The following is a 22,952-nucleotide window of genomic DNA, read 5'->3' as shown; positions in this document are numbered from 1 at the left end:
ATTGTTCATTTCAAAATAGACTTATTATTTGTGCTCCCACATATATTCTTTGGAATCTCTTTAATACTCTCTAGAATAAAAGTTGGTTTATGGAGCGATTTTTCTGCCATTTCCTTAGTTGTGATCCCAGTTAAAACGAGGATACTTGAAATCCCTACATCATTGGCCATCTTGATATCTGTTTCTAAACGATCCCCTACCATATAACAATTTGAATATTCAAGACCGAGTTTTTTTAAGGCTGCATCCGCCATCAATATCGACGGTTTACCAACAACCAAGTCTATCTTTTGACCAGTAGCTCCTTCGATGGCACCAATCATTGCTCCACAATCGGGTATCTCTCCACCTTCAACTGGACAAGTTCTATCAGGATTTGTAGCAATAATTTTTGCTCCATTACGCCATGCCTGATAAGCTGAATTTAACTTTTTATACGTAAATTGCCGGTCCCATGATAAAACAACATAACTAGCATTTAGAGGATCGTTTGTAATAGGAATGGAGAGAGCTTCAAGTTCAGCATATAATGGGGCCTCACCAATGACCAAAACGTGCTCATCCTTCCCTAAATTCCCTTTAAGGTAATTGGCCATAATGTAATTCGAGTTTAAGACTTCATCTAATGTTGTCACAATCCCCATTTTCCAAAGCTTTTCAACATAGGAATGCCGTGAAGCAATAGGCTTATTGGATAAAAATAAAACTCGATCGCCATTCTCCTTCAATTCACTAATTGTTTGAGCCGCTCCTTCTATCGCCTTTTCTCCTAAATAAACCGTTCCATCTAAATCAAAAATAAATCCTCTAGTCATCCAAACACCCTCCAAAAAGTAAATAATATTCCCAACAAAAAGGTAGAAATCCCTTGAGAGTAAAGCATTTAAGTTTCAAATAAAAAATTTATCAATCAATCAAATACGTCACTTTTTCTATTTGGCGAGTGACATTGACAACATGGTCCGCACTCCGCTCTAAATAGCGAGTGACTAATAATAAATTAGCTAAAGATTCAATTTGCTCCGTGTTACGTCTCATTTCAGATACAATACATAAGTGGATCTGATGAAAGTAGTTATCAACAATATCATCTTGTTCCGCAATTTCCTTTGCTTGGCTCAGGTTTTTATTTTGGACTACTTCCATACTCCCTTTGAGCATCGAACATGTGAGACGACACATCTCCTTCAATTCCATATATATTGGAGAATCGGCTCGTATACTCGTGTCTTTTCCTAAATCCGCAATGTTGACCGCTTGATCCCCAATCCGTTCATACTCTCTAGAAATTCTATTCATCGTTGTTAACGCTTGCAGTTCTTTAGGCAACGGCGGCTGTATCATTAATAATTCCAAAATCGAAGAATGAATTTTAGAATCGAAATCATCGACCTTCAAATCTAATTCCAAGACTCTATGACTCTTCTCTTCTTTTTTGGATACTAAAGAATCCACCGCTAACTCTAACTCCTTTCTCGTTAATTCCGCCATTCTAATAATCTTCTTTTCTACCTTATGGATGGCATGAGTAAATGTTTGTAAATTATCCCTCATCTAAAAACCCTCCTAATTTTCGACAGATGTCTGTCACCTGTCGAATTTCATTCCAATCAGACTTAGTCAAAAAAGCCCACAACAAAGTCACTTCTATATGACTTGTTGTAGGCTTCTCATCAGATCTCCGGCCCTATATTAAGTTATATTCACAAGATCGAAATTATATTTCTAAGTCCCAAAGTTCTGTATTTCCTCCAGAAGCAGCTAGTGAACCTGCTTCTAGTGCCCTCATCACTTCTTCTTTATTTGAAATTAATCCACCTGCGATAATCGGAAGGTCTGAGCGTTCCGTCAAATCCTCAATCACCTTTGGAATCACACCTGGTAACACCTCTATCGCATCAGGTCTACTCGCCGCTATCATGGACATCGATTTATTAATAGCGCTACTGTCAATTAAAAAAGTACGCTGTATCGATAAGAGTCCTTCTGCTCGGGCAATTTTTATTAATTGGTTTTTAGTGGTGATAATCCCATGTGGTTTGATTCTTCTCGCCAAATATTGAATACCATCTTTATTGCTAGCTAAACCTCCAATAAAATCTAAATGGACAAATACATACATGCCACTGTCTTTTAACCTTTGAACATCTGCTTCAATGGTTAATAAACTCCCTGTTACGAGAAAAGCGATATTTGCACGACTTTTAATCGCCACGTCTATATGTCCTTTTTCCAATATAGATGCAATAACTTGAGATTCCACCATATCAACGATTGATAAGCTCATAACTCCATCCCCCTTTAATTTTTAATTCGACAGGTGTCACTTGTCGAATGAAACGGTCATTAAATCACTCGCAAATTTCATTTTATCTTGTTCTTCTTTGCTCACATGGGTCTCCATAACGGATTGATAGTTCTCCTGATCCGACAGATGGACAAACACAATTTTATTGATTGAATGGAGATTATAATATTCAAGAAAATATTTTAAACTAGTATGAAAAGGGGTTTGCCCAATAGCCATCGTACATTCATGGATTAATAAATCAATCCTCTCATAATCCTTTATCCACTCATTTGGCTCGGTATCACTCGAATAAACGCAAATTTTATCGCCCTTTTTCAACTCAATTCCAACCGTTGGGATCGCATGTTTAGCCGGTATCGTTGAAATCGTCATACTCCCCAATGTAAATAAGCGATTTTTGCTCTTGTGATGAAATGTCTGAATTACTATGTTAAATTTGAGCGACCAATTATTAACCTCTAAAACATTCAACCAATCTCTCAGCTTCTTTTCATTATCTTGTTCACAATAGATGATAAGTTCATCTTTCCGCCCCTCTAACCACATCCCCCATAATAAGGACGGTAAGCCATAAATATGGTCAATATGAAAATGAGTAAAGATAAGATATTTAATGGAATGCAAATCAACCTTTTCTTTCTTTAGTTTGGAAAGGGGGCTTCCCCCAACGTCGACCATAATCGTTCCTATTTTATTGTCATCGTCATCACCTATCAGCAAGTACGTATTATCTCGTTCTTCTGTTGCCGCAGCATAACCTGTCCCTAAAAATGTAATCTTCAAAACATCCGCTCCTTATTTAATCCCTGAATTCATGAAGCTAGAAACAAATTGCTTTTGGAAAATAAAGAAAGCAATAAGTAATGGGAAGATAACCATAATCGTTCCTGCTGTAATCATGCCCCATTGTGCACCCGTTTCAAAAGATTGAGCAAATAAGGCCATCCCTACTGTTAACGGTCGACTATCTACTGTGTTCGTAATAATTAATGGCCACATAAAATTACTCCAATGATGGCTGACTGAGATTAAGGCAAAGGCAATGTATGTCGGCTTCGCTAGCGGAAGATAGACATGCCAAATGGTTTGATACCATCTACAACCATCCATAACAGATGCTTCATCTAAATCCTGTGGAACTTGCTTGAAGGTTTGCCTTAGTAGAAACACCCCGAAAGCAGAAGCCCAATAAGGAAGCATAACAGCTAGCTTACTATCAACTAATCCAAGCTGTTGCATCACAGTATAATTAGGAAAAATGAGAATTTCCGGCTGGATCATAAGTTGTACTAAAAAGGCGATGAATAAAAGGTTTTTCCCAAAGAAATTCAACCTAGCGAAAGCATAAGCTGCTAAAGTAATTGTAAAGAATTGGACCGTCAAAATCCCAAATACGATAATAAACGTATTAAAATAGTATTTTAAAAAAGGAGCTGCTTCCCAAGCATCCTTATAATGCTCTAGAGTAGGATTTGAAACCCATAAAGGATTTGAGCCACTAATAATTTCATTAGTTGGAGAGATTGACGTTATCACTGTCCATACTAAAGGAATCGCAAAGAATAATCCTAAGATAATTAAGACACTTTTATTTATAAAATTTGACATCCTTCCACTCCTCCCCTAGTAATGAATTTTCTTATCTAAATATAAATAATTAAATGCCGATACAGACAGTAAAATCACCACAAGTACAACCGTTATTACGGCAGCTTTTCCTAAATCCCAATATGAGAAAGCCGTTTGATAAATGTAATAAAGCAATAGATTACTAGCATTATCAGGGCCACCTTTTGTCATAATATATAGATGGTCAACATTTTTAAATGAATTAGTAATGGCAATAATCATAACGAAAAGCGTAGTTGGCATTAATAATGGAAAGGTAATTTTTCTAAACGTAAAAAACGGTTTGGCTCCTTCAATTTTAGCTGCTTCATACACATCACTAGGCAAATTCTGCAAGCCAGCTAAATAAAAAATCATAAAAAATCCTGCTTCTTTCCAAATCATCATTACGATCATAGCTCCCATTACCGTTGAAGGTTCACCGAGATAATTCACTCCACCTAAGCCAAATAAATTTAAGAACTTATCTAATAATCCATACGTTGGTGTATAAATGAATAACCAAATATTCGCAATGGCTATTAATGGCATAACCGTCGGATAAAAAAAGGTCGTTCGAAGCAAAGAGCTTCCTCTCATTTTTTTGTTTAACCATATCGCTAAGTACATGGCTAGGAAGATACTCGTTGGAACGGTTCCAATCATAAAAATAATATTATTCCATAAAACTTGCCGAAAGATTTCATCACCAAATACGGCTTGATACTGACCGATTCCATCGAACTCCATCCGATTCACAGAAGCACTATGAAAGCTCAAAAAGAATGATTTCAGTGATGGGTAATATGTAAAGACCGCTAAAAAGATTAATGAAGGAAAGAGTAGTGCATAGGCAAATAAATTTCTTTTTAAGGACGCTCGAACTTTTGATTTAACCCTTGGCAAGAACCCTGTTTTCGGTGTCTGACTTTGTGGACTTGGTTTCAAGTTATTCCCCCCTATTTATAAGGGAGAGCCTAAAACAATCAGCTAATTTAGGCCCCCTTACTTTTATTCACAATCAACTATTGAGATTGATTTAAGACTTTAATCCTGGAAACGCTGCAAAACATTGTTGGCACTATTTTGAGCCCTTTCTAGTCCTTCTTTGACACTTCTCTCACCTGTTAATATAGATTGAATCGCATCATTGAAAATTTGCTGTACTTCCCCATTTTGATACGTAGCTAGCTCACTTGCCGAGTAATCGAGTTGATCACGTGCTACTTTAGCAGCTGGGAATTCTTCAATGTATTGGACTAGCTCTTCTGTTTCATAGGCTGATTCACGTGTCGCGACATAGCCCGTATCCATTGACCACTCAGCTACCTTCTCCGGTGATGTTAAAAACTCGATAAACTTAATAGCTGCTTCTTTGTTTTCTTCTGGAATATCATTAAATAAATATAAATTTCCTCCACCCGTTGGTGAACCGAACTGATTATTCGCAGGTAATAGAGCCACTCCAAAATCAAACTCCGCACTTTCACGAACATTTGTTAAATTACCCGTCGTGTGATACATCATCGCCGTTTGCCCACTTAGGAAGTTCGATGGTACTGTTCCCCAATCAATAATTCCTTTAGGCATTACTTCATGTTCATTCCCTAAATCAACCCAGAACTGTAAAGCTTCCTCTACTTCAGGACTATCAAAATAAACCTCTGTCCCATCCTCAGACATAATGTTTTCACCTGTTTGTAACGCTAAAGCCTGAGTAATCCAGTATTGGAAGCCCGTACTTGGTAACTGGACGCCCCATTGCGTAACATTTCCGCTTCCATCGCGAACGGTTAACTTCTCGCTGTACTCTACTAACTCTTCCCAAGTTGTAGGAGGTTGTTCTGGATCTAATCCAGCCGCTTCAAACATATCCTTGTTGTAATATAGGACAATCGTGCTTCGTTGGAATGGAACACTCCAAATCTCATCGTCAATTGCCGAGTTAGCAATAAAACCTTCATAAAAATCATCTAAATAATCTTCTGAAAAATAAGGAGTTACTTCCTCAATCGCTCCCATTTCTAGTAATGTAAAAAGTTCGACCGAAAGCAGTACCGCTAAATCAGGAGAATTCCCTGCCTGAACAGCCGCCAACACCTGTGTCATCGTATCTTGATAACTCCCGCCAAAAATCGAAGTCACCTTAATATTCTCATTTTCAGCTTCAAACTCTTCCACATATTCATCAATAATATTTGCAATTGGACCACCAACTGCTACTGGGAAATAAAACTCAATTGATACTTCATCAGAACTAGCCGTAGAATTACAACCAACCATCACCATAGTTGCCATTAGAAGTACGATTAATAGCTTTTTCATCTCTTATTACTCCCCCTTTGTCCTTTTAAAAAGTACCTATCACTTCTCAAATCTCCTCAATTTCTGTCAATAAAGCTCTAGAATAATCGTTCAAAACATATTGAAAAACGAACTCTTATCACCTCATTTCTATAAAAATAGATACTCTCTTAAAATACCGTTTTAATAAAAGTTACAAAATTAAGAACCTTGTCCACAGCTTACCTATTCAAACCAATACAAAGCAACGAATAGAAAGAAAATTAACAATACTTTTACAATAATTGCATGTTACCCTAAAACATGTCGAAGTACCTGTCCCCCCCTTATTCAATCGCCTTAACAGAAAGTTAATATAATATTTAAACGCTTACATAAACGTTTAATAGAATTAATAAAATTAAGAGAATTTGGAGGAAAAGCCAGGACAAAAGATTTTTACTAATGAGAACTCCAAACTTAAAGGCACTGGATGTCTGAGCATGTGCTCCGGAAATAGACTCACTTTCCTCAGACCGCTGGTGGACCTTTGCTCCCACAGGAGGCTACGGGTATTTCCACCGCTAACGTTGTGTATTATTCACATTCTCCGTTAAATACTTTAATTTTGTCCAGCCTCAAAATATCCGAATCCATGACACAATAAGGATTATTAATCGAGCTTTTCTATTTCATTACAAAAAAATAGGAGATCCTCCCTTTCAAAGTAAATTCTTATGGCATAACAAAATAAGCCTAAGAATTTACTTTGTATGGATGATCTCCCATTCTCTACCCAAAAAGTAAACTATTCTTTTTTATTTTATAATAGGTACTTTAAGATTACAAGTATTTATTGTAAAATTCAAAAAATTAAATATTTATTTAATTGAGAGCAGGAGCCATTCCAATAAGCCCCTACTCACTTAAAAAAATTACATAATATAACGCTTTCTAGAGATTAAATGAACAAACATCCCACAAATTAACAACACTCCTCCAAACAATACCCACGTATACATTCTAGTTGCCGTAAATGGCAATTCTCTTTCAAGAACATCAGGACTACTACCAGGATATCTGTTGTTATTTGATGGAGAATTTTCATCGTTCACAATCTCTTTTTCTCCTTCTGTATCGTTACCGTCTCCGATTAATTCTTCTTCTTCTCGCTCATTATCATCTTCAGATACTCCTTCTTTTTCTCCCGCTTTCTCGTCAACTTCTTCTAAAGGCCCTTCACTTTCTCTTGGTGGTTCTTCAGTTTCCCATTCTGGACCTTCACTTTCTGCAGGTGGTTCTTCCTCAGGTGGCTTCACTGCTTCCGGATTATCTAACTCAGCCCATTTCGTTAGATCAATCTTTAACATACGATCCATTATATATGAGGTCGTAAACCTATACTTATTAGCCCCAGATTCAAAGGTCGCATACAAAGATGTTCCAACATTTATAATTCCTTCTGACATCGGGATAATCCTTAAGAGGCTATTCGTTTCTGGCTCCTGCTTACTATCAAGGAACCATACTGGTACCTCCTGTTCTTTAAGCATTACCGTCATATGTGGCTCTTCCTGTAGAGGAGAGTAATAGCGGTAAAAATAACTATCATTTGCTCTTCCATATGAAGTACTTAGGATAATTTGATCCTCTACAAAAACGACACCTTGTACTTTTTCACGCGTAGAGATAATAAAATCTGGATGAGCTGTTTTTCCTGCTTCTCCACTCCATTGCTCATTTTTAAAACTATCTGTTGTCTCATCAAGCGTAAATCCTACCATCCACGAAAAATAAGTTTCATCATCACGATTGATTAAATGATGCTCTGGATTTGTTGGATAATCATTAGCCTCGTAAAACTCACCTACCCACAGCACACCATCACTATAAACATTATAAGCAGCTTGAACTGGTACAGGTATTTCATCAATAAACTGTAATTCTTCATTATCACCCGCTGCCAACAGATCACTCAAACGAAGCTGGAATAAGCTTTGTTCGGAAGCAATCCACACATGGTCCTCACTAACAGCTACTCCCCCTGCATGACCTGTATATGGTGTTCCATCAACATTATATAAAACGATGGATTTAACTAACTGCTCCGTTGCTGCATCAACTACAGTAAGGGTACTTGGTCTTTTATCATCAAGATAATAAACCGACAATAACCAGTTTTCCTCTTCATAATAGGACAAACCTTGAGGAATTAACCCTTCAGATAACCCTGGTATAACTGGTCCATCCTCACTTATATCCCATAAATAATCATACTCTGGACTCCTCGGGTGCTCGAATCGCTCCTCTTGTTTAATAATTTGATGAGAAGTACGAATAGTAATTGGCTCTGACTTTTCTGATACGTTACCAGATAAGTCTTCTGCAACTAATTCAATCACATAATCGACATTTCCAGTTAAGGCGGCTAAAGTAAATTCCAAACATACTAAGATTAGTGGGTAAGATCATCGACGGATGATTTTACCCACTATTTTTCTTTTAGGAGTATAGTGAGAGGTGAAAGAAAGCTCGACCAAAGCCTCAGGGATTCAGAATCCGGAAATCAAACCGAGCTTCTTCACTTTCATTACTGAATCAGTTTTAAGTATGTTGGGGCCATTGAGCTCGTGTATAGGAAATGGGAATCGGAATGAATAAGTGAAGAACTTTCAACTTTCGTATGAAAAGAGGAGAAAACATGGAATTTGTAACTGCTTTAGATGTTTCAATGGGGAGAAGTTATGTCGTCATCTATCAAAATCAAACATGCATTTATGAACAAGAGATTGCCCATAATCTTAAAGGGTTTCAACAGCTGCTCCATCAAATTCAAAGCCTCCCTGGGAAGGTGACAGTGGTTTTCGAATCCACAGGTATTTACTCAAAGCCGGTTGAAACATTTTGCCAAAAGAATGCACTGCCTTATTGTCTCTTAAACCCCTTGGCAGCTAAAAAGCAACTCGAACAAAATACACTCAGAAGTTGGAAGACGGACAAGCACGATGCACATATGTTAGCTCAATCTCACACCCATCACAGAAGAGAAGAAAAGATCCATCCATCGGATGTCTATCAAAATCTGCGTGATTTCTCTCGCTTTTATCAAGAAATAGAGGAACAAATTAAACGTATGCGTATGTACTTACACAATGCCCTGCATATGAGTTTTCCAGAGCTTGAACAGTTCTTCTCAAATAGACTCACCCCATACGCGTTAACACTGATTGAACTGTTCCCTCACCCTGATCTTGTTTTAGGTTCCAGTATTACAAAGATTAAGGATCTTTTAGTGAATCACACGAAGAAAAAAATATCACAGGAACGAGCGAAACAAAAAGCCATAACCATTATGGAGTACGCACAATCATCGTATCCAGCTGTGCCGTCCAACAGTGTTCAAACTCAAAAAGTACAGTACTATGCACGTCAGCTACTTCACCTATTAGAAGAAAAAGAACACGTGTCCCGAGCGATGATTGCAGAAGCTAAAACCCTTCCTGAATTCGAACGGCTCATCAGCTTTCCTGGTATCGGTGAGATAAGTGCTGCCCTGCTCATGGGGGAACTAGGTGATGTATCCCGCTTCTCCACCCATAAACAAGTGAATGCCTTTGTTGGAATTGATATTCGAAGATATCAATCAGGTAAATATCATGGACAGGACCATATCAATAAACGCGGAAATCCCAAAGGGAGAAAGATTTTATATATAATTATCCGAAACATGATTCGCCAACAAAAGGCAGCTCCCAATCACATTGTCGATTACTATTACAAATTAAAAAAGCAACCTACCCCCAAGAAGGACAAGGTTGCCATTGTCGCTTGTATGAACAAGCTTATAAAGTGTATTCATTCCATGGTTAGAAATGATACAAAGTACGATTACTCGCACGCGGTCTCAACGGACCAATAAAAGTATTATATCACATGAACCTCATTTTAAATGAACTAGACTTGAGGTTTATTTCTTATGCCTAATCATACGTAGTCGTACTAGAAAATAAAATAAGTAGTATCCTCCTACGTTAGATTACCCAACAAAAAGTCTAATTTTATTCAGTTGATCAGCAAGTGCTTTTTAATTTCTGCAGGGCCCTCCGGGCCCTGCAGAAATTAATTACCTTAACCTACATGGATCAGAAACCCCTTGACTAAACGTAGGAAATTGAGGCTGGTACAGAATATTGCCATTGACCATCTTTATAAATATGGTAGCGATAAATATCCACTTCCTCATTGGCTTCCCATGTAAGCTTTGCCCTCCCATCAAAAGGAGTCACCTGAATACCTGATGGTGCATTCGGATTCTGCTCATGATACTTAGGCCTATTAGGAACTTGTCCTGCATCTAACCAACCAGGAGTTGCTCTAGCATGTGACTCTACTTTCTCCATTTCAAATGTGCCATCTTCAGGGTATTTATACTTTATCGATCTTAACCTCGACACATCCTCACCTTTATAGTGAGCAACAGATACTTCAATTCCATCTGGATCATACAAGGTGACTGATTGCTCATTAGTATTTACTAATCCAGCAACATTTTCAATTGGCCGCAAGCGATCCTCAGTTAAGTATTTACTTTCATATGAGAGTAAATAATAATGATTAAAAGCTTCAAGTGATATGGAACTTACCTCTTGTCTTCTTGGCCAGAGCAGGACTGTATCCCACGGTTCAATTACAAAGGAGCTATCAATTTCAACATCCCAATTATAGGAACGCACTCGGTACCCTTCTAAATCAATTGGCTCCTCACTATTATTATAAAGCTCAATATATTCAAAGGCATTGTAACTACTAAAGTTATGTGTTTGTGGAACTAGTTCTGTAATAAGGACATTCGGTATTGGTATTTCCTCGTATGGCCCTGTAATTATTTCCGTTTTTTCTGATTCATTCCCGACTAAATCAAAGGCAGAAACGGCAATCGTATATTCTCTCCCTAATTCTAACGGGACTACCATCACATTATTTTTTTCTACTTCAAGCTCTTCATAAAAAGTATCGTTGACATATACTCGATAACCTGCTAAATCACTTTCACTATTTTTGTCCCAACTTAAGTGAACATTTCCAACTCCAGGCTTTGCCTTTAGGCCCATTGGTGCAAAAGGGCTTTCTGTGTCTACTTGAACTTGCGGAGTTGCTCTTACTTCTTTGGTTGCAGGTGATTCATTTCCGGAACTGTCAATTGCTGTCACTCGAAAGCGATATTCTTGGTTGTTCTTTAACTCACCGATCGTAAAGCTTGTTGCTTCCTCTACTAAAATAGGACTATTTGTATCAGAATAATAGATATGATACGCAACTACATCATCCTCAGATGCCATCCAAGTTAATTCAATCTCTGAATCTTTAGGTGTCGCTAATAATTTAGTAGGTGAATTAGGACCTGGAATTTGTTCCGAAACTAAAGATCCTGGTGTTGGACTTTGGTCATTACGAATTTTTTTCATCTCGACATCCAGACTATTAGAGGTATAAATGACACTTCTATTTAAAAGCCCATCCACTTCACCATCATTAATCATAGCCATACTAATAGGCGCACCGTCTTTTCCAGCAATCGCTACCTTTCTTTTCGCTGTATCAGCTAAACCTTGTGCAGCAGTTGTTAAAGAAAGGTGAAATACTTGTTCAGGCGATAATGCAGCTTGATAGTTGCTGTTGAAGTCCCATAATTGAGCATTTGGGTAATTAAACTTCTTTAACCAAATGACATGAACATCCTTTGCTTTAATAACCGTATCTGTAATATTCCAACGATTGGCTGGATTGTCCATATTAGTCGTAAAATATTGAACCTCAAATCCATCTAAATCAATATCCTCTGAAGTATTATTATAGATTTCGATATACTCATACGGCTGACCGGTTCCCGCCGATCGAGCCACAATTTCCGTAATAAGTAATGAAGGCGTTTCTATACGTTCTAAAATAGGATCTTGCCCATCTATCGGAAGAGGACTTGAAATGATCTCAGCCTTCAATGACTCATTTCCACCCTCATCAAACGCTGTCACAGCAAACGTATACTCACGTCCAACTTCTAAGTCAGTGACAACTACGCTCTGAACATTTGATTCAACACTTTTATATTTCTCATCTTCTAAATAAATATGGTAACCCACAATATTAGCTGCAGACTGCTCTTCCCAACTCAAAGCTACACTATATTCACCAGGAGTAGCCACTAACCCACTCGGACTAGGGAGTTCAGTAGGATCGCTTGGATCACCTGGGTCATTTGGATCGCCTGGGTTGTTTGGATCACCTGGGTCGTTAGGGTCGCCTGGATCGTTTGGATCACCCGGGTCGTTAGGGTCGCCTGGATCGTTTGGATCACCCGGGTCGTTTGGATCGCCTGGGTCATTTGGATCACCTGGGTCGTTAGGGTCTTGCCCTAGTAACTGTTCTTCTAAGATCGTTCCTGGTGTAGGAATTTCATTGTTCCGGATTTTTATCATCTCGGTGTTAGAACCATTCAAAGTATAAATAACACTCCGATTTTGAATGCCATCAACTTCACCGTCATTAATTAAGGCTGTACTAATTGCCTCCCCATTAGGTCCAGCAATTCCTACCTTCCTTAAAGCGGTATCGTGCAAGCCCTGGGCTGCTGTTGTGAGGAATACCTCTACCACTTGACTAGCTTGTAAATCAACAGAATAGTTTTGATTGAATTCCTCTAATGTTGCATCTGGATAATTAAACTTCTTTAGCCACAACACCATGGCTTCTCCTGCTTTAATTACTTTATTTTCAAGTGGCCATCGATTAGATGGGTTGCTCATATTACTAGTGTAATATTGGAGCTCATACCCTTCTAACTCAATATCCTCGGAAGAATGATTGTAAATCTCGACATACTCATACGGTTGCCCCGTACCAGCTGAGTTTGCCACAATTTCCGTAATAAGTAATGGAGGCGATTTTTGAATTGCATAGGTTTCAGACGGTAGAATAATTACAGTGTTACTCAATGTGAATACTAGCACTAATAAATAAATCATCCATTTCCTTAACAGCTCTTTCCTAGCTTTTTTTTGTTCATCTTTTCCTCCCTTAAAATTTTTTATCATAACGACTAACTTTTGTGTTAAGACTTCACTAAGTGCTAGTCGATACTTCTCAATATGAGTAAAAAAACTAGATCGCTTTTCATAGAAGTAAACCTATGTAACTAGTCACTGTAAAACTAATAATATTTGCCTGCTTAATTCACTTAATTTTCAGAAAAAAATAACTTGTTCTTTTACTTAAAACGACACCTTATGAATGAATCCATCATAATTGCCCACACAAAAAGCCCTTTCCAATCACACATTTCAAGATTTTGAAAGTGTAAACATGTGGAAAGGGCTCTCCGGAATCTCCAGCCAAATAGTTCATTTAATTGGTTTCAGTATACCTACGAATAGGTAAGTATACAACACATTCTCCTAAAATAGGTATTTAGAACTAATATAGAAAGTGCTAAGCATCACGTTTAAAGCACGTTTTAAAGAAGGTCGCTAAGCTCGGTATTTATTAAAGGAACCGTTGTATTCAATTGTTTGCTGAGATTATTAGAAAGGAAAGCTGTGGTTTTCACATGCCAACCTTCCAATCATGGGATGTGGCTTTTACAGCTCTCAGCTTAATGTCTTTCGGCAGGCACTGTCACCTGTCGAATTTTCACCCTAAGTCTCCAGCTGTTACGATGCGGTTATAATTATTTCGTCCTATCGTTCCTTCTGGCATTTTATACGGGCCTTCAAAATAAAGCCTTGCTTGCTCTAACTCTTCTATCCTTGGCAAATTACCGTCTATCCACTGTTTCAATCGATAGGAGCTCGTTTCCAAACGAGCGATTAGTCCGCCATATCTGATTTCTAATACTTCCCAACCAAATGGCTTATTGGTCGCAAACCACAGTTGGCGATGTCTTTCCCTTAATTCATTTGCCTCTCCTCTTAACTCGTCTAATCCAACCACTAATTTCGCCATTTCCTTTTTATCAATAGAATCGTACGCTTCTTTTAATTGAATACCGAGTTCTGCCTTAACACTCAGCACCTTAGCAAGCTGCTCATAAAAATCAAAGGCCCATTCCCATTCCTTGCGTTGAACTCCTGTATTAGCTTCCGTTAATTGCGTTAATAGACTTTGATAATGTTGATTCATCCCCAAATCACGAATGTTCTCATCGTATAACCCAATCAGAACATCCTGCCAAAGTAAAATTTTTGAAGGATTGGATTCGTGCAAATTATCTTTTGCCACACCAGGAGTCTCATCAAATTGATTGAGTAACATGATAGCTTGATAATTTTCACCTGTACAAAATTGAAAACGTTGCTCTAAATGTTCCTCCGTAAACGACTGATGATAGGAATGTTCAGCTATAAATTGTAAAACGGGCAAAGCGGTTAACAACGGCGTTTCTGCTCCGTTATCTCCCCACATCGTCACAAACATCTCTTGAATTCCTTCTTTTTTACAAGCTGATAGTGCAGCTTCCGAAGTCGCTAACGCTTTTCCGTAATTGGGTGAAATTCCATTCCATGTCCAAACCCCTCCAGCAAAAATCGGTTCTGAACCTAGCTCTTGGTGTTTTTTAATAAACTGACGATAAAACTCTTCATCGGTGTGATAATAATCCCAATATACTAGCTGAGTATTCGGGATATTCTCTATGACATGATCCGGAATTTGCACATCCAAATCATAATAACCACCATTTTTCGACCCGAGTCGGAAGTACATATCACTCCAGATCATCGTGTTTAATTTTAGCTCTTCTGCCATCGCAACCACTTGTTGAAGATGGGTATTCATAATATTAAACCGCTCTTCATAGCCGTTCTTGACCAAATATTTCCCTAACCCAAGTTGATGGGCTTCATCCATGCCAATATGAATTCGGTTTGAACGGAACGGTTTAGAAGCTGCCTCCATTAAACTCTTAATAAAAGCATACGTCTTCGGCTCGCCTACTAATAAAATATCGGCTGTATCCTTAATTTCCGCTGCATAATTCCACTTAAGGGCAGCCGTTAAATGTGCTAATGTCTGAATACATGGGATCATTTCTATTCCTAATGCATGGGCATAATCATCAAATAATTTTAATTCCTGCTCCGTATATCGACCACGCATGTATCCAAAATAAGGATATTCCTTCACCTCATATGTATCCTCTGTATAAAGCATCAATGAATTTAAACCCATAACGGCCATTTTCCGAAGTAAACTTTGGATATGGTCAACATTCATAACCGCATTACGAGAAGCATCGAGCATGACACCGTTCATTTTAAAATTAGGTACTTCTTTGATTTCAAAATCTAGTTTTTCTTGATAGTTTTGCAGCCATAACCCTAATGCTCGAAAAAAATGAATCTTTTTTTCAAAATAGATTTCACCGATTCCCTCTCTATTTCGAACCATGAGCGGACCTTCTCTTTGAATGAGACGTATTGGATACCCTTGTTCTTCGAGTGAAAATTCAAACTCTTTAGCGAGTAGACTGACTCCTGCTGAAATAGCCGACACATCTCCAGTTAAATTCAGTTTCATAACAAAACTCCTCTCCAGAATATTATTTTAATAATATACGTCAGTTAATCCCATATAAATCAAACGGGGAAAATCATCATACATAATGACAGAATAAATTCTACCAACTTTCTACATCATTACTGAATCAATATTTCAATTTAATGATAGTTTAATTAAAATGTTACCGCAATACTTACTATCAGAAAAATCAGTGATTTATTCAATTGTTAAAATTTAAGGTTTAATCATTGCCAAAGATCTCAGCCTCGGTTTCGCCATCTTATTCGTTCTCATCTTTTTTGTACCTTAATTACGCACACCCACTAGTTTCATTACTTATACTAGCTTTTTAATAATTCCAGGTGCCTGTCCTCGTCGAATATCGTCGAAAAAGCACCCTCTCGTTTGAGGGTGCTTTTCTTTTTTTTCGACAAGTGACAGTGACTTGTCAAATTACCAATAAAGTTCCCAATCTTTCAATGTACGAACCAATGCTTCTAAGTAATAATAATCTCCCCAAATATTACATTCATCGATTCCATTATGATGTGGTTTACTATACACTCCATGGAGTAATAATCCGTTTGATTCCGGTACTTTTTCAGTCGTGTAATTCAGAATGAGAGATTTAAGGATAGATTTGGACGCATTTATATATATTTTTTTCATTGGATCATTCTCGTCGAGCCATTTTACAGCTTCCATAAATCCACATACAGCAATACTTCCGGCAGACGAATCTCTTTCTTCGTCCCCATATGTAAATATAAGATCCCAATAAGGAACGTAATCTTCAGGTAACCTGTTCAAATAAAAGTGAGCAACCCTTTTATATACGTCTATAAATTGTTTATCTTCCGTATATTTATAACTTAGAGGGAATCCATATATCCCCCATGCCTGACCTCTAGACCAACTAGACGTATCAGAGTACCCTTGAGCGGTAACACCCTTAATAGGCTCACCTGTTTTTGGATTAAAATAAAAGGTATGATGGGTTGAGGCATCTTCACGAATACAAACATCCATGGCCGTTACTGCATGCTTATAAGCAATATTATAATAGGTTTTATTTCCTGTTACTTCACTTGCCCAATAAAGTAATGGCAAATTTAAATAACAATCAATGATTAACCGATAATTATTAGGATCATTTACGTCTCCCCATGCTTGTATAAATTCTCCTTTTTCTTTATACCTTTCAATCAAATGATCCGCTGCTTTAAGAGCCGTATTTTTTGCTTCTTCACTTCCCGTTAACTTATATGCGGAGACACAAGAAAGACTATATAGAAAACCTAAATCATGAGTATCTGTTCCTAACCTTTCATCAATTCTTTTTTGAAATGATTTCACATGAACTTCTGCGACACTTCTATATTTTTCATCTCCGGTTACCTCGTAGGCTAACCAAAGCATTCCAGTCCAGAAGCTTTGAGTCCAACCATCCGTATTATCTACTGGTAAATAAACGTTATGAACGCTAGCAGCATCCGGAAATTGATCAGTAAATGCTTCTAAATTGCGATCAATTTTTTGTAAGGCACCTTTAAAGGCTATTTGAACCATATCTCTAGTCAACTCTGGATCTTTTGAATACTTCTCAATGGAAATAATTCCTTCATCCTTTATTTCTTTCATTTTTTTCTCCCCTAACATAAGAATATTTCCCTTTATATTTCAGAGATTAAATTTACTTAATGTTTAATCACGATAATTTCTTCATCAAAACCCTTTCTCTTAATGAGTACAATCTCACCAAATACTTGTGTACCATCAACAATATAGGACATTTGATGAAGGGAAGGCTTTTGATGACCAATTAATATGACATGTTCTTCCTTAAGATTTGGAAAAGTAAATTTATAAGCTTCTGCCGCCTTTTTATCTACTAAATTACCGGAGATGTTCAATATTTCAACTTCCTTAATAGTTGGCTTCTGTTCTTCTCCCACTTTCCACGGATAGATGAATTGAATGATAGCAGATGAACCAGTCGCTTTCAGTTCATAATTTACTGCTTGGATTGGAGCAACTTGATTATATTCATACGAGATCAGACTTTCTTTAATAGTCACAGTTAATGGGGCCGTATTTAATGGTATGAGCGCTAGGTTCCCACCGTCTATATGATGGGTCGAACAACTCTTAGTTTCTTTATCTAACGAAATCTCACAAGAAGAGAAATGAAAGTTTTGAGTAAATGTATGTTCTTCTTTACATGTAAACTGATCAATCAGTAACCAATAATAGGGCTTTACAAATACAATTTTTCTCGTTACATGGACTGGGTCGTCTAAATATAAATAACCGTTGTGACTACCTTCTACGTAATCAAATTGTGCTTCACTTACCCATTTCGTAAAAAGAGGCTCAGCAATTCGACCAAATCCCCACGTATCAATACATTCCGTAAAATCTTTCTGATCGACAAGTGTTGTATTATGAGCAGACGCACTTTTTAACTCTCTTCTTAATGGGTAATCATTACTGTAGTTATACCGTCCCAGATCCGTTAATAAATCTCTGCCATGAGCATGAATATCAAAATGGAATAAATCGGCATGACCATGTCCTCCACCTAATGGACCACAGTGAAAATATAAATATAAGTCATCTTTTCCCCAACCTGAGCTCATAAAAAAATTACCTGAGTCTTCAAATCCACAAGATAATGCCTGCGGTTTCTTAATAGGTAAGGCATGATAATCTTTCATCCCTCCTACCCCAAATAACCACAGATTTGAAAAATCAATAGAAGGAAAACCTCCAAATTTTAAGGTTGAATCTTTAAATAAAATAGCGGCCATTGTGATAATATCTCTCATATCAAAACTATCACTATCCCCCTTCATCGGCTGATGATGATTGGGTTTAGCCATATATAAATCTGCATAAGCCATTTTTTTTGCCGTTGTCGATATTTCTTCACTTATACTAATAAAATGCTTTTGACCTAAATGAATAACAGCTAAATAACATAAAAGTACTTCATTATGGTACATCGGTGATTGCTCCCAATGCATTCCATCTTTCATTACTTGTATCTGTGTAGTCTTGTTTAATCGCTCAAGACTTTTCTGTTGCCATTCCTTTGAACTTTTAAATTCAGGGGCAAACAAAGATAGTTCAAAAAGGCCTTTATTTTCGATCACACCCCAATTGCTAATTTTTTTCCAATTTGTATGGTTATTAACTAAATATTGACCTTGTTCGTAGAGAGAGAGCATCATTTTCTCAAATAAAATTGGACTAAAATGGGGGCTTTTCTTAAAATAACCGAACGCTTTTATCCAATTGCTTATTCGTAAACCTACATCAATCGTTCGCCAAGTAAGTGTACATGGTTGTGGATTAGAGTTAATCCAATCTAAAAGAAGCTCACAAAAGGCTTGAGCATATCTCTCATCACCTGTTAATAAGTAGGACTGTCCAAGTGGAATAAAATAACGATGTCTATTCAACATATATGTCCATTCATGATCTTCAAAAGGAATATGACACCAATCTACCTTTTCATTAAAAGTAACTGGAACATTAGTTTTCTCCATATCCCAAGCCTCTTGAAAGAGAAAGGTTTTATTTATTACTTGTTCAGAAACGTTCATTACATGTTCTATTTCTGTTTGAAAGTTCTCTTTCGAATAAACACATAAACTTCTTTTTTCCGAATCTGAAAAAGCAACGTTTTGTTTATTAGAAAAATAGCCTTTTAAAATAGACATAGCTTCTTCCATCATTTTATTACTGTTTTCCTCTTTCATTTGTAAAAGTAAGGAATGATTTAAATCTAGTAAGCTAAATAAATGATTCACTTATATTTACTCCTTTACTAGTTGCCTTCATTCAAGAAAACTCCAACGAATTTATTTATTCAAAAAATTCAAATGATAGATCACCATTGGTTACTTTCTGATTGGTATTTAATTTCTTCTATAGGTATAGAAAGCCTAACAGAGACACCACTATTTTCATTAGGGTGGACATAGAGTGATACTTTCTTGCCAAAAGTTAAGATTAGTCGATTATATATATTCTTCATCCCTATATGATCTTCGTGGTCTAACTTAACATTTTCTTCATGGAGAGATGTTATCAATCTTTTCATCTTATCTTCGGTCATTCCGATTCCATTATCTACAATTTCAATATTTACAAATTCATCAATACTATAAACATTTACACGTATTTGCGGATTAAGAATGTCTTCATTAAATCCATGTAAAATCGAGTTTTCTACAATAGGCTGTAGGATTAATCGCGGCACAAACATTCTTTCTAATTTCTCCGGAATATTTATAACCAATTTTAAATCCAAATCATTACGCATCTCCATGATCTCTATATAGCTCAGCAATAAATCGCACTCTTGTCTTATTGGTATTTCTTCATCCACCTTCATGTACGCTCGTAATAACCGCATTAATGAATCAACTTGACGACTGTGTATATCATCATCATTTAATAACAAATTACACTTAATCGAATTTAAAGTATTCATTAAGAAATGCGGTCGGATTTGGGCAAATAATGCTTTAAGTTCATATTGACGCTTTAATTCTTCTTCCTGTTTAACTTTATGAATCAAAAGATTAATTTGGTCTAACATTTTATTAAAAGTCATTCCAAGTAAAGCGATTTCATCATTGCCCTTATCAGGAAAACGTACTTGAAGATTATGATCACCAAATTCTTCAGCTGTTTTTTGGAGGATATTTAATGGCTTATATATCGATCTACTAATAAAGATAGAGATAGTCATAAAAATAGAGAAGCCACCAAGTAGAACAAATAAATAAAAACCGACCATCGTCTTAATTTCACCAGTTATTTCTTCACTTGAAGAACGATACACGACTTTCCAATCAGTATGTGGCACAGTCGAGCTGATTTCAAATATGCTCCCAATGATTTTCTCCGACTTTTGCGGAGTCTTATAAATGACCTCACTATCAGCGTTATACAATATAAGTTCATTATGATCATCGATAGAAAAAAGTTGTTCAAAATAACTATTGGGTATGCCAGCAAAAATAGTACCTAGATTTCGTCCCGTCGTAAAATCTTTAAATGTTCTCACCGAAAAATAAAGTGGCTGTGGTTCAAGGGAAGACGGGAGATCTAAATGATAAGTTCCTTTCCAATATTGTTGATTGGGGTTTAAGGTGTGGATTTGCTCTAAATCAACAATAGTCTTTAATGTCTCAGTATGTTTGTTGTTAAATCCGCCATTGATGAATAAACCTTGATTATTAGTAAAAAAAACATAAGTATCTAAACTAGAAGTCTTCGCAAAAGACAAATTCAAAAAATCGGCTATCCGTATATATCGAGCATAATCTTCAAATGTAGCAATTTCGGTTACATCACTAAACTTCTGTAAATCTTCATAAATACTGCTACCGGGATTCCCAAATAAATTAGAAGAATAAATAATGTCCTCAATATTTTTATTGATATCCGCTGCGATAATATCGACAAGATTCTGCCTAGAATTCTCTACCTTCTCAATGACTGATTTCTGAACTAAATAATAAGATAATATAAAGGCGAAAGTAAGAGGGATTAAAATAAAGATAATGAGGGATAATTGTATTTTTTTATAAAATGTTAAAAGTAAGATCTGTTTCACAACTCTATCCCCTTCCTTAATTTATCCACTACTTCCCTTTAGTCATGCTAGTCTCACCTATATCTTAACAAAAAAAGAAATGAGCTTGAGAAAATATTTAAGAAAGGGCTCATGCTCATTTCACTATTTAAGAAATAATATCGTTTCATTTCTAACGGGTGATGTCAGATATGAGCAACAGAAGATTCCATTTACTCTTCTCTAGCCTTAACTTCACTCACTCTCTCAACCATCCATTCTTGAACAGTCTCAACATTCTCGCCATCAAGGATATACCTACTAAAACCATCTTCTAAGATGCTCTTTAATTGACTAGCATAGGCGGTTGAATAATTTGGATTATATGGAATATAAACATTTTCGTTAAAAACTGTATTCGTCAAGGAATCTCGATGAATAATATCTTCAGCGTCCCCTATCATTAGTTCAATGACTTCATCTTGGTCAACATTTCTTGAACCCGGGAAATCTGTGATCACTTCTGTTTGTTGGGCCATATATAGGGCAAATTTATAAGCCTCTTCCTTATAATCAGAAGTATTTCCTACAGCAAGATAATGCCCTCCAGTATAAGTAGCCCCAACCTCTACAGCTTCAGAAGATCTTGGTAATGGAACAATAACCGTCTGAAAGTCGCCTTCGAAATCGTCTTTAAGTAAAGGGATAAAAAATGAACCAATTGGTAACATCGCTGTCTCTCCTGAGAAATATTCAGAAGCATAATGCAAATTACCGGCAATCGTATCTTGGAATGTTTTAACCGAACCTGATTGTTCCATCTCACGACGTAATTCAAAGAAATCGGTAAAGACTTCATGATTAAAGACCGCTGCTTCTTCCTCTGTTAAGTAAGGGTGTGCAAGCTCAGAGTATGCAGGAAGACCTGCGAATTCACCCCAAGTGTGAAAATAAGCTCCATATTGTGTTTCTGTTGTTAATGCTTTTGCATATTCATGAAAATCTTCCCAAGTCCAACCCCACTCAGGAATTGGTAAATTTGCCGCATCAAGTGAATCCCTATTTATCGCTACAAACCACGGTTGAGATAAATCTTGAACCCCATACGTACTTCCTTCATATTCTGGAACAATATAAAATTCATCATCTGGAGAAATATTATCTTCTTGGAAAAACTCATCTAAAGGTGTTAATACACCCCGTGCCGCTCGTTCAACTAAGAAATCGACATGAGAAAAAGCTACTACATCAATCGCTTGTCCTGTCCCTGTTAAAATATCAAGTTGTTGATAATATTCTAATGTATCATTACTCGGTACTAAAGCTTCATATTCAACTTTAATATTCGGATTATCCCTCTCAAAATTTTCAATCTTTTTATTGATTGTTTCTTCTAAAGCTCCACTTTCCCAAGTATAATAATTAATCGTTACTAATTCTTCGTTCCCTTCATTTGCCCCATCATCTGTACTGCTTGGCTGTTCATTTCCTGTATCTGAATTTGATGAACAAGCTACTACTACAAATGCCAATAACAAAATGATAGTGTTTGCTAATAATCTTTTCATATAAAAACCTCCCTTTTTTTAACTTCAAATGTATTATAAA

Annotated in this window: 15 protein-coding genes; 1 reads left to right on the top strand and 14 read right to left on the bottom strand. The window is 36.7% G+C overall.

From position 1 onward, the window contains the following. Positions 1–5: 5 nt before the first annotated feature. The 8 genes from AA0017_RS22475 to AA0017_RS22440 form a co-directional block, all read right to left on the bottom strand. On the bottom strand, positions 6–815 hold the full coding sequence (locus AA0017_RS22475) for an HAD-IIA family hydrolase (protein ID WP_413378223.1): 810 nt from the start codon (positions 813–815) through the stop codon (positions 6–8). Positions 816–906: 91 nt separating this feature from the next. Further along, on the bottom strand, positions 907–1,554 hold the full coding sequence (gene phoU, locus AA0017_RS22470; protein ID WP_413378221.1) for a phosphate signaling complex protein PhoU: 648 nt from the start codon (positions 1,552–1,554) through the stop codon (positions 907–909). A gap of 163 nt (positions 1,555–1,717) precedes the next feature. Beyond that, complete coding sequence (locus tag AA0017_RS22465) at positions 1,718–2,287, bottom strand: glycerol-3-phosphate responsive antiterminator (protein WP_413378219.1); 570 nt, start codon at positions 2,285–2,287, stop codon at positions 1,718–1,720. Positions 2,288–2,323: 36 nt separating this feature from the next. Next, positions 2,324–3,094 (bottom strand): MBL fold metallo-hydrolase, encoded by a 771-nt coding sequence (locus AA0017_RS22460; RefSeq protein ID WP_413378217.1) that lies wholly within the window; start codon positions 3,092–3,094, stop codon positions 2,324–2,326. A gap of 12 nt (positions 3,095–3,106) precedes the next feature. Then, positions 3,107–3,919, bottom strand: a complete 813-nt coding sequence (locus AA0017_RS22455) for a carbohydrate ABC transporter permease (RefSeq protein WP_413378215.1) — start codon at positions 3,917–3,919, stop codon at positions 3,107–3,109. Positions 3,920–3,934: 15 nt separating this feature from the next. Beyond that, on the bottom strand, positions 3,935–4,825 hold the full coding sequence (locus AA0017_RS22450; RefSeq protein ID WP_413382784.1) for a carbohydrate ABC transporter permease: 891 nt from the start codon (positions 4,823–4,825) through the stop codon (positions 3,935–3,937). A 141-nt stretch (positions 4,826–4,966) separates the two neighbouring features. Continuing rightward, complete coding sequence (locus AA0017_RS22445; RefSeq protein ID WP_413378213.1) at positions 4,967–6,244, bottom strand: ABC transporter substrate-binding protein; 1,278 nt, start codon at positions 6,242–6,244, stop codon at positions 4,967–4,969. Positions 6,245–7,137: 893 nt separating this feature from the next. Continuing rightward, positions 7,138–8,646, bottom strand: coding sequence for a hypothetical protein (locus AA0017_RS22440; RefSeq protein WP_413378211.1), 1,509 nt, complete (start codon positions 8,644–8,646; stop codon positions 7,138–7,140). Between the two features lie 257 nt (positions 8,647–8,903). On the opposite strand from AA0017_RS22440, the gene AA0017_RS22435 reads away from it, so the two are divergent. After that, positions 8,904–10,121, top strand: a complete 1,218-nt coding sequence (locus tag AA0017_RS22435; protein ID WP_413376313.1) for an IS110 family transposase — start codon at positions 8,904–8,906, stop codon at positions 10,119–10,121. A 238-nt stretch (positions 10,122–10,359) separates the two neighbouring features. Here the strand turns inward: AA0017_RS22435 and AA0017_RS22430 are convergent, their stop codons facing one another. From AA0017_RS22430 to AA0017_RS22405, 6 genes are all read right to left on the bottom strand, one after another. Next, positions 10,360–13,293 carry a lamin tail domain-containing protein gene (locus AA0017_RS22430; protein ID WP_413378209.1) on the bottom strand — a complete coding sequence of 978 codons (2,934 nt, stop codon included), beginning with the start codon at positions 13,291–13,293 and terminating at the stop codon, positions 10,360–10,362. A 595-nt stretch (positions 13,294–13,888) separates the two neighbouring features. Then, positions 13,889–15,772, bottom strand: a complete 1,884-nt coding sequence (locus tag AA0017_RS22425; protein WP_413378207.1) for a beta-N-acetylhexosaminidase — start codon at positions 15,770–15,772, stop codon at positions 13,889–13,891. Between the two features lie 435 nt (positions 15,773–16,207). Next, positions 16,208–17,395 (bottom strand): glycoside hydrolase family 88 protein, encoded by a 1,188-nt coding sequence (locus AA0017_RS22420; RefSeq protein ID WP_413378205.1) that lies wholly within the window; start codon positions 17,393–17,395, stop codon positions 16,208–16,210. Positions 17,396–17,451: 56 nt separating this feature from the next. Beyond that, positions 17,452–19,569 (bottom strand): alginate lyase family protein, encoded by a 2,118-nt coding sequence (locus AA0017_RS22415; protein WP_413378202.1) that lies wholly within the window; start codon positions 19,567–19,569, stop codon positions 17,452–17,454. 80 nt (positions 19,570–19,649) lie between these two features. Further along, the gene (locus tag AA0017_RS22410) at positions 19,650–21,386 is read right to left on the bottom strand and encodes a sensor histidine kinase (protein ID WP_413378200.1); all 1,737 of its coding nucleotides are present in this window, start codon (positions 21,384–21,386) and stop codon (positions 19,650–19,652) included. A 191-nt stretch (positions 21,387–21,577) separates the two neighbouring features. Then, positions 21,578–22,912: an ABC transporter substrate-binding protein gene (locus AA0017_RS22405; protein WP_413378198.1), complete on the bottom strand. Its 1,335-nt coding sequence runs from the start codon at positions 22,910–22,912 to the stop codon at positions 21,578–21,580. Positions 22,913–22,952: the final 40 nt, after the last annotated feature.

It is taken from the genome of Alkalihalobacillus phoenicis, from assembly GCF_047302405.1.
In the GTDB taxonomy this organism is placed as follows: domain Bacteria; phylum Bacillota; class Bacilli; order Bacillales; family Bacillaceae_D; genus Alkalihalobacillus.
Note: the sequence above shows the minus strand (reverse complement) of the source record. Positions and strands in the feature narration are given on the sequence as shown.